Genomic DNA, 1,860 nt, shown 5'->3' on the forward strand with positions numbered 1-1,860 from the left:
GTCTTATAGGTAGGTACTTCAACGAACTATTCCGTCAGTTCGCGGCGCTTTCATCACTCCGTCACCCCATCACAGTAATAACTAGTACGGGAATATTAACCCGTTGTCCATCGACTGTCCCTTTCGGGTTCGCCTTAGGTCCCGACTAACCCACAGCTGATTAGCATAGCTGTGGAAACCTTAGTCTTTCGGTGTGCGGGTTTCTCGCCCGCATTATCGTTACTTATGCCTACATTTTCTTTTCTCACCAGTCCAGCATACCTTACGATACACCTTCTACCCTGTGAGAATGCTCCCCTACCACTTACAATTAATTGTAAATCCATAGCTTCGGTAATACGCTTATGCCCGATTATTATCCATGCTCGTCCGCTCGACTAGTGAGCTGTTACGCACTCTTTAAATGAATGGCTGCTTCCAAGCCAACATCCTAGCTGTCTGGGCAGACAAACCTCGTTCTTTCAACTTAGCGTATATTTGGGGACCTTAGCTGATGGTCTGGGTTCTTTCCCTCTCGGACTTGGACCTTAGCACCCAAGCCCTCACTGTTATGAAACATTATATAGCATTCGGAGTTTGTCAGGAATTGGTAGGCGGTGAAGCCCCCGCATCCAATCAGTAGCTCTACCTCTATATAACTTTAACCATAACGCTGCACCTAAATGCATTTCGGGGAGTACGAGCTATTTCCGAGTTTGATTGGCCTTTCACCCCTACCCACAGGTCATCCGAAGACTTTTCAACGTCAACCGGTTCGGTCCTCCACTATGTGTTACCACAGCTTCAACCTGCCCATGGGTAGATCACACGGTTTCGCGTCTAACACTACTGACTAAAGCGCCCTATTCAGACTCGCTTTCGCTACGGATCCGTGGCTTAACCACTTATCCTTGCCAGCAACGTTAACTCGTAGGCTCATTATGCAAAAGGCACGCCGTCACCCCACGAAAGGGCTCCGACCGCTTGTAAGCGTATGGTTTCAGGATCTATTTCACTCCGTTATTCACGGTTCTTTTCACCTTTCCCTCACGGTACTGGTTCACTATCGGTCTCTCAGGAGTATTTAGCCTTAGCGGATGGTCCCGCCAAATTCAGACAGGATTTCTCGTGTCCCGCCCTACTCAGGATACCACTATCGTTATCTTCTATTACTTATACAGGGCTATCACCTTCTTTGGCCCTACTTTCCAGTAGATTCTAATTCTATCCGCAACAAATATCGTGGTCCTACAACCCCAAAAATGCCGTAACATCTTTGGTTTGGGCTAATCCGCGTTCGCTCGCCACTACTTACGGAATCACTTTTGTTTTCTTCTCCTCCGCCTACTTAGATGTTTCAGTTCAGCGGGTTTGCCCACCTATCGGTGTACTATGTCTTCAACATAGTGGGTTGCCCCATTCGGGTATCTACGGATCATATCGTGTGTGCCAATCCCCGTAGCTTTTCGCAGCTTATCACGCCCTTCATCGCCTCTGAGAGCCAAGGCATCCCCCATACGCCCTTATTTTGCTTATTGTACCAACATTCAATTAAGAATGCCGTTTCTTTTACTTGTCTATAAATAAACAAGCAAAAAATGCTTTCTACTTTTTATTATTTTCTTATCTCAATATGTCAATGAACTTTAAAGTAGTGTTCAGTGTTCAGTTTTTAGTATTCAGTCGAAACTGATCACTGATCACTGTAAGCTGATCACTCTTTTTGTGGAGAATAACGGAGTCGAACCGTTGACCTCCTGCGTGCAAGGCAGGCGCTCTAGCCAGCTGAGCTAATTCCCCAATCTTTTTTAATTATGAATTGTGAATTACGAATAACGATATATCGCGATTTCTCAACTCTAGAATTTCTTCTTTTTTATA

General features: G+C 45.5%; 1 tRNA gene and 1 rRNA gene (1 of these 2 only partly in view). Both read right to left on the reverse strand.

The window, feature by feature from the left end:
• Positions 1-1,517: ribosomal RNA gene (locus tag EKM01_RS14455) — 23S ribosomal RNA — on the reverse strand; it reaches 1,411 nt to the left of the window's first position.
• A gap of 188 nt (positions 1,518-1,705) precedes the next feature.
• Positions 1,706-1,779 (reverse strand) — tRNA-Ala (locus tag EKM01_RS14460).
• Between the last annotated feature and the right edge of the window lie 81 nt (positions 1,780-1,860).

It is taken from the genome of Flavobacterium sp. RSP46, assembly GCF_003984825.1.
In the GTDB taxonomy this organism is placed as follows: Bacteria; Bacteroidota; Bacteroidia; order Flavobacteriales; family Flavobacteriaceae; genus Flavobacterium.